Annotated in this window: 6 protein-coding genes and 3 tRNA genes; 3 read left to right on the top strand and 6 right to left on the bottom strand. The window is 67.5% G+C overall.

The genetic code is table 11. From position 1 onward, the window contains the following. The 4 genes from V5F66_RS09740 to V5F66_RS09725 all read right to left on the bottom strand — a co-directional run. Positions 1-87: GTP-binding protein (locus V5F66_RS09740; protein ID WP_394093758.1), on the bottom strand; the 87-nt coding region annotated here is incomplete at its 3' end. Positions 88-158: 71 nt separating this feature from the next. Continuing rightward, positions 159-770, bottom strand: a complete 612-nt coding sequence (locus tag V5F66_RS09735; RefSeq protein ID WP_394053925.1) for a hypothetical protein — start codon at positions 768-770, stop codon at positions 159-161. A 95-nt stretch (positions 771-865) separates the two neighbouring features. Next, a tRNA-Gly gene (locus V5F66_RS09730) sits at positions 866-939 on the bottom strand. Positions 940-1,319: 380 nt separating this feature from the next. Then, positions 1,320-1,404 (bottom strand) — tRNA-Tyr (locus tag V5F66_RS09725). A 331-nt stretch (positions 1,405-1,735) separates the two neighbouring features. Here V5F66_RS09725 and rlmB point away from each other — a divergent pair. The 3 genes from rlmB (at position 1,736) to V5F66_RS09710 (ending at position 5,005) form a co-directional block, all read left to right on the top strand. Next, positions 1,736-2,602 carry a 23S rRNA (guanosine(2251)-2'-O)-methyltransferase RlmB gene (rlmB, locus tag V5F66_RS09720; RefSeq protein ID WP_012115330.1) on the top strand — a complete coding sequence of 289 codons (867 nt, stop codon included), beginning with the start codon at positions 1,736-1,738 and terminating at the stop codon, positions 2,600-2,602. 500 nt (positions 2,603-3,102) lie between these two features. Continuing rightward, positions 3,103-4,794 (top strand): MFS transporter, encoded by a 1,692-nt coding sequence (locus V5F66_RS09715; RefSeq protein ID WP_012115329.1) that lies wholly within the window; start codon positions 3,103-3,105, stop codon positions 4,792-4,794. Positions 4,795-4,930: 136 nt separating this feature from the next. After that, a tRNA-Thr gene (locus V5F66_RS09710) sits at positions 4,931-5,005 on the top strand. A gap of 221 nt (positions 5,006-5,226) precedes the next feature. Here the strand turns inward: V5F66_RS09710 and V5F66_RS09705 are convergent. Beyond that, a complete protein-coding gene (locus tag V5F66_RS09705; protein ID WP_394093747.1) occupies positions 5,227-5,859 on the bottom strand; it encodes a cytochrome c oxidase assembly factor Coa1 family protein in 633 nt (210 codons plus the stop codon). Between the two features lie 190 nt (positions 5,860-6,049). Continuing rightward, positions 6,050-7,468, bottom strand: a complete 1,419-nt coding sequence (locus V5F66_RS09700) for a class I adenylate-forming enzyme family protein (protein WP_394093746.1) — start codon at positions 7,466-7,468, stop codon at positions 6,050-6,052.

Genomic DNA, 7,468 nt, shown 5'->3' with positions numbered 1-7,468 from the left:
CGTCAGCGACGTCTTGCCATGATCCACGTGACCGATCGTGCCGATGTTGCAGTGCGGCTTCGAGCGGTTGAACTTCTCTTTGGCCATCGTTCTCTCTCAGTCGGTCAAGCGCCCCGCACGGGCCGCGAAAAAAGCCGCCGTGGGATAGGGGGTTTCTCCTACTTCTGCAAGAGCCACCCGCGATAGGCCTCGGCGAACTTGCGCACGAGGCCGGCCCCCGGATCGTTGCCGGACGACGCCTCCATCGCCGAGGCGACCGGGCTCGACAGCCCGCCCAGCAAGGGAATGGCGACATTAAGGTCCGGAGAATCAAGCAGCGTCACGCCGTGCTGGTCCACTAGCAGCACCCGCCCGGACAGGGTTGCGACCTGGTCGGTGAAGATGCGCCGCGCCACCGAGGGCACGTCGAAGCGTCGGAGGTCCACCACGATTTTCACCGGCTTCTGCCCGGTGAGAATGGATGCCGTCGCGGACGGCATCTCCTGCTGGAACAGGCTCGACGCACGCGCGAGCGCGAAGCTGGCCATGGCCGGCTCCTCGCGGATGGGGCGTGTCTTGATCCGGTTGATCGTGTCCTGGTCGAGAGCGTGGGCGGCCAGATAGGCTTCCTCCTCCGCCGGCCATGAGCCGAACGCCTGCGCGCCTTTCACCTCGACGCCGGCAAGGCGGAACTGGCCGAGGTCGGCCAGCGAAATGGAGGGCGCGGGCAGCGACGCGCACGCGGCGAGGATGACGAGCAGGATCGGCCAGATCAGGAATTGCAGGCGCACGGACTTCCCCCGGAGGTAGGCGGGCGGGAAGCTGCCTCAAAGAGAGCACAAGCGGAAGTGGAAACTTGCCGCAAGGACATATGCCGGAAGTGGAGTGGAGCGGGTGAAGGGAATCGAACCCTCGTATTCAGCTTGGAAGGCTGCTGCTCTACCATTGAGCTACACCCGCGCGCCGCGAGCCTTAACACAGCCCTCCGGCGGGCGGAAGACGGGGGCGATCAGGCTGGGGACAAGTCCCGATGGCGATGGCCGCGCCTTCGGGCGGAGGGACAGTTGCAACCGCCCCCTGCTTCGGCCCGGCATCGACGCGGGGAGGCTGGGAAAGGCTTTCGCACGTCTCCAAGCGGTTCTGCATAGATGCCCGGGCTTGTCCCGTGCATGACGGGGCGATTGCTGATGCGCCCTTCTGAACTTGCAGACGGGCTCCCAGAAGCCGGGCGCAGGGCCAAGGCGGCCGTGCCGCTTTCGTGGCTCGGAATTGTGAAATCCGCTACGGCCAAAGGCGTGAGACCAGGCTTTCGCCGCTCTCGTCTCGGCCCGCACGACGGGTGGTGGAGGGGGTTGGATTTGAACCAACGTAGGCAGAGCCAACGGATTTACAGTCCGTCCCCTTTAACCACTCGGGCACCCCTCCATCGACGCCCGTCGCACCGGTTCTTCCCAGCTCGAGGCCGGGAAGCTCTTGCCAAGCTGGTGATCCGAGGATTTCCCAGCAACGCGAAGCCGGCGACGAGCACGCTCAAATCACCGTCCGAGGATCGGGGTTATGTGAAAGCTGTGCGCTGAAGTCAACCGGAAATGATGCCGGTGCACACGGCCTGTGGACGGCGCGCCGGCGGTGCTCCGCCACAGCCGGCCCGATCGCTGCCGACCGGAGCCCGCCGCACCGCGCAGCCCGCATCCCGGCGCCGGATCCCCGCGTGACGCCCCTTGCGCCGGACGGCGGGGTCTGACAAAGCCTCCTCATGTCCGACCGTCCGCCCCGCGAACCCCGCCGCCCCGGCTCCCGACCGCCCTTCACGAGCCGCCCCGGCGCGCCCGGTGCCCCACGCTGGGCCAAGGGTGGCAGCGGCGGTGGCGGCAAGGCCGGGGGCAAGCCGCCGTCGTGGGCGGGGGCGGACGACGTGGCCCTGCTCTATGGCTGGCACACGGTGGCGGAGGCCATCGGCAATCCGAAGCGCCGCTTCCGGCGCCTGCGCGCCACCGAGAATGCAATCCACCGCCTCGCGGAAGAAGGCCTGACCCCGCCCATCGCGCCCGAAATCGTGCGGCCGGGCGACATCGACAAGCTGCTCGGCGCCGACGCGGTGCACCAGGGCCTGCTCGCCGAGGTGGACCACCTGCCCTCCCCGCGCCTCAAGGACATCGCCAAGACCGATCTGGTGCTGGTGCTGGACCAGATCACCGACCCGCATAACGTGGGTGCCATCGTCCGCTCGGCGGCGGCGTTCGCGGTCAGCGCCATCGTCACCACCGCCCGCCACAGCCCGGCCGCCACCGGCGTCCTCGCCAAGAGCGCGTCGGGCGGGCTGGAGCATGTGCCCTTCTGCCTCGTGACCAACCTGGCGCGCGCGCTCACCGAGCTGAAAGAGAACGGCATGCTGGTGGTCGGCCTCGACAGCGAGGGCCCCGCCGACCTGGAAGACACGCCCATGCGAGCGCCACTGGCTTTGGTGCTGGGCGCCGAGGGCAAGGGCCTGCGCCAGCTCACCCGCGAGACCTGCGACGTCCTCGCGCGCATCGACCTGCCGGGGGCCATCAAGAGCCTCAACGTGTCCAACGCCGCCGCCCTCTCGCTGGGCATGGCGCGGCGGGTGATGAAGCGCGCCTGAGCGCCCCGCCTGCAGGTGCGGGGAAGCAGGTGCGGGGAAGCAGGGAAGTTGTTTTTGCATTGCCGCAAAAAGACTTCGCCACCGCACCTAAGACCATTGACCAATCGTAACTGCGCGACACCTTCGTCATGGTATCGACATGGCGCATTGTGCGCCGTGAGTATGCACCGGACAACCTGCACCGCAAGCTGACCGGCCTTTGCTACTTCTTGGTTCAAGTAAGCCTGCCGGAACACATCCGCACGTCAGAGGCGGAAGCGGCGGGCCGACGGAGAAACGCCAAAGGACCCCGTGGCACCTTGCGGCTGAAACGCGGCTTCTGGAGTCCAGAGGTCGCGATTGCTTCATCGAGCAGGTGAATGCCCCGTGGGCCAACCCCGCCGCATCCCGTGCGCGCGGATGTTTTGCGTTGTGCCGGCACGGCCCGCCTTCCGACAGATCGTGTTCAGTTCGACATCCGCCCCCGGGCGGAGCCCTGATGCGACGGGAGGGACTTTTCCATGAGCGTGACGACTGCAGGGGCGGCCGCCAAGCCGCGTCCCATGAGCCGGGAGGAGAAGAAGGTCATCTTCGCTTCCTCCCTCGGTACCGTATTCGAGTGGTACGATTTCTATCTGTACGGCTCGCTGGCGGCCATCATCGGCGCCCAGTTCTTCAATGTGGCGGGCGCCGACGGCAAGCCCATGTTCGACCAGGCGACGCGCGACATCTTCGCGTTGCTGGCCTTTGCTGCCGGCTTCCTGGTGCGGCCGTTCGGCGCCATCGTGTTCGGGCGCATCGGCGATCTCGTCGGCCGCAAATATACCTTCCTCGTCACCATCCTCATCATGGGCCTGTCGACCTTCATCGTCGGCATCCTGCCCTCCTCCACCCAGATCGGCATCCTCGCCCCGATCGTCCTCATCGGCCTGCGCCTGCTCCAGGGCCTGGCGCTGGGCGGCGAGTACGGCGGCGCGGCGACCTATGTGGCGGAGCATGCCCCCCACGGGCGGCGCGGCTTCTACACCTCGTGGATCCAGACCACCGCGACGCTGGGACTGTTCCTGTCGCTGATCATCATCCTGGTCACCCGCACCCTGGTGGGCGAGCCGGCGTTCGCGGCCTGGGGCTGGCGCATTCCGTTCCTGGTGTCCATCGCCCTGCTCGGCATCTCGGTGTGGATCCGGCTCCAGCTCTCCGAATCGCCCACCTTCAAGAAGATGAAGGAGGAGGGCACCACCTCCAAGGCGCCGCTTTCGGAAGCCTTCGGCGCTTGGGGCAACCTGAAAGTCGTCCTGATCGCCCTGTTCGGCCTCGTCGCGGGCCAGGGCGTGGTCTGGTACACGGGCCAGTTCTATGCCCTGTTCTTCCTGCAATCGATCCTGAAGGTGGACGGCTACACCTCCAACCTGCTGATCGCCTGGTCGCTGGTGTTCGGCACCGGCTTCTTCGTGTTCTTCGGCTGGCTGTCGGACAAGATCGGCCGCAAGCCCATCATCCTCGCCGGCTGCCTGATCGCCGCCGCGAGCTACTTCCCGCTGTTCAACATGATCACCTCCTACGCCAACCCGGCGCTGGAGAAGGCCATCCAGAACGTGCGGGTGACGGTGGTGTCCGACCCGGCCAATTGCGGCAGCCTGTTCAACCCGGTGGGCACCCGCGTCTATACCGCGCCGTGCGACATGGCCCGCGACTTCCTGGCGAAGTCCTCGGTGAAATACTCCACCGAGCCCGGCCCCGCCGGCGCGCCGGTGCAGTTGAAGGTGAACGACGTGGTGGTGCCCTACGGCCCGGACTTCAACAAGTCTGCCGCCGCGGCGCTGCAGGCGGCGGGCTATCCCACCGCCGCCACGAACAAGGACATCATCAAGATGGCCCATCCGTTCGACATCTTCCAGGCGCGCACGGCGGCGGTGATCGGCCTGCTGTTCATCCTGGTGCTGTTCGTGACCATGGTGTACGGCCCCATCGCGGCAGCGCTGGTGGAGTTGTTCCCGGCCCGCATCCGCTACACCTCCATGTCGCTGCCCTACCACATCGGCAACGGCTGGTTCGGCGGCCTTCTGCCGGCCACCGCCTTCGCCATGGTGGCGGCCACCGGCGATATCTACTACGGCCTCTGGTACCCGATCGTGATCGCCCTGATGACCTTTATCATCGGCCTCCTGTTCGTGCCCGAGACCAAGGACCGCAACATCGACCATTGGCACTGACGCCGGCGCGCGGTTCCCCCGCGCCGCGTCCGGCCCGGCAGGACGGCCCCGCCCCCAAGGCGGGGCCGTTCCTTTTGGGGACTGGTTTGGGGGCGCTTGTCGCACGGCAGCAGCGCTGCTAGATCAGAACGACGGCGCCGGATTAGCACAGCGGTAGTGCAGCGGTTTTGTAAACCGAAGGTCGGGGGTTCGATCCCCTCATCCGGCACCACTTTTCCGTGCGATTTGGCATTGAACGGCGACATGCGCGCGAAGCTCCCAGTCGGCGCAAGGACGGTGCTTGCTTAGAACGCGAACCGACGCCACCGCATCCCCCAGCGCGCCAGAGCGCAACTCGCTGGCGCCGACGCCGGGCATGTGCCTGGCGAGATGGACGGACGACGGGCCTTCAACCCGTTTCGCCGCGCGGCGGCTATCGCGACGGGCTCGGTTTCAGGCCCCGATGCCGCCCGGTCGGCCATTGCGGATGATCACGATGGGCTTGTGCTGACCTTCGACATTGACGATGAGCTGACGGATCGTCCAGCGCTTGCCTTCGCGGGTCGCTTGGGAGATCACATTCGCTGATCCCCTCTCACCATGGATCGGAATGCTGTAGTTCGCGAAGCCGGTGCCGTCGTTGTTGACGGTGACCTGGCCAAAAATCCAGAAGCTATCTTGGATGTCCGGACCAAGCGCCCTGGTGACCTCCTGATCCGACTGGACGGCTTTCATGGTCAGCGCATATGCATCCGCGCTCTTGAGGATGCGCGGCAAGCTGGCGACCAGCGTCCCGCTGCCTCCGAGCACAACCATCCAGACGATCAGGCCGGCGATCCCCCAGGCGCGCTGGGTGCGGCGAAATTGGTCGACGCTACGCCAGGCGCGATTGCGCCACGCCCAGCGGCTGCCCCTCAGGCCGAGCACGATCATCATGATGATATTGACGAGGGGGATGAGGGCGAGCAGCGCGATCCAGGTCGAATTGCCGACACCCCAGATCCAATTGAGGAAGAACGCACCCCAGTTCCAGCGGTCAAGTTCGGCCGGGACGTCGGCAGGGTCGTTCAGCGCTTCGTTCGTCATCGATGGAATCTCCTCACCTCACGATTGCGTGTTAGGTGTGGAGAGGGCAAGCCTGAGTTGAACTCACCGGAGCCTCGGTGCCGCGCCACGTGATCGCACCGGCCCCCTGGACCAGCGCCCGGCTCGTGCAACGTCGCCGGAGAAAAGGGCACGTGTCCGCCAGGCCGGTCCCCTGCCGAGCCCGTCGCCACTACGGCTTCAGGGCCTGCGCCAGCTCCCGAACGCCCGCGCGCAGGGCCTTCCCGGTGGGGCCGGTCGGAAGACCATCGACCATGTGGATCGCGTCAGGCACCTTGAAGCGCTCGGTCCGCTCCCTGCACCAGTCGCGAAGCTCGTCGGCGGATGCGGCATGCCCCGGCTTGAGGACCACGGCGACATGGAGGGCCTCGCCGAGCCGCGGGTCCGGGACGCCCGCACAGAGCACCTCGGCCACGGCAGGGTGCGCCGACAGCATCAGCTCGATCTCGGCCGGAGCGATCTTGTTGCCACCGCGCGAGATGATCTCCTTGATGCGGCCGACGATCTCAACGAATCCGTCAGGGCGTTGGCGCGCCACGTCGCCGGTGCGGAAATAGCCATCGGCGAACGCGGCCTCGGTCAGGTCCGGATTGTCCAGATACCCCAGCATGCCGAATGGCGAGCGAACCTGCAGCTCGCCCTGTGGTGCGTCCGCCGGTGCCGTGACGGGGGCAGCGTCATCGATGGCGAGGCGGTAGGTGACGCCCCGGGTCGGCACGCCGATGGAGCCGCGGCCGGGCGCGGCATCGCGTGGCAGGAGGCAGAAGTCGCAGGACCCCGTCTCGGTCAGGCCATAGAGGTCGAAGACGCCGGCACTGGGCAACTGGTGGGAGATCTGGCCGGACAAGTGCGTGCCGAGCGCCTCGCCACCGGTGAGAATGGCGCGCAGCGTCGGCGCCTCCAGCTCTCCCTCGCCGAACATGGTCCGCAGCATGGAGGGTACCGTGGCCAGCACCGTCGCGCCCTGGAGCCGCCGGCGCAGCGTGGCAGGCGAGAACTTGCCCACCAGCGCCAACCGCGCTCCCGCCCGGAGCGACAGCAGCGCCACCCACAGGCCGAAGATGAAAATGAGCTGCAGCGGCAGGACAACCGTGTCCAGCGGCGTCAGCCGCAGGAGCTCCTGCAGCGCGTCGAGCTTCGCCGCCAGGCGATCGTGGCCGAGCACGACGCCCTTCGGCTTGCCGGTGGAGCCGGATGTGAACACCACCAGCGCCGCGCCCCGCAGCAGCGGCCGCTCCGGCGGCGGAACATCGGCCAGGGTGACCAGCTCGCCATCCGACAGGAGGAAACGGGGCCGGACCTGGTCCAGCATCACCGCGCGCGTCGTCTCGGCGGCGGCGGCGTGGAGGGGAACCACCACGCCCCCCGCCTGCCAGACACCGAACAGCGCGGCAAGGTCCGCCGCGCGGTTGGCGACGCTCACCACCACCGGCTCGTCGGGCCGGATCCCGGCGGCCCCCAGGCGCGCGGCAAGGGCGGCGGCGGCCGATGCCAGGGCCGCCGTGCCCGAGGTGGTGCTGTCGTCCTCGACTTCGCCTGATGCCGTTGACAGGATGTCGAAGAGCGCGCCGGGCCGGGTCTGCGAGGGCAT

It is taken from the genome of Xanthobacter versatilis, from assembly GCF_043193975.1.
Taxonomy (GTDB): Bacteria; Pseudomonadota; Alphaproteobacteria; order Rhizobiales; family Xanthobacteraceae; genus Xanthobacter; species Xanthobacter autotrophicus_E.
Note: the sequence above shows the minus strand (reverse complement) of the source record. Positions and strands in the feature narration are given on the sequence as shown.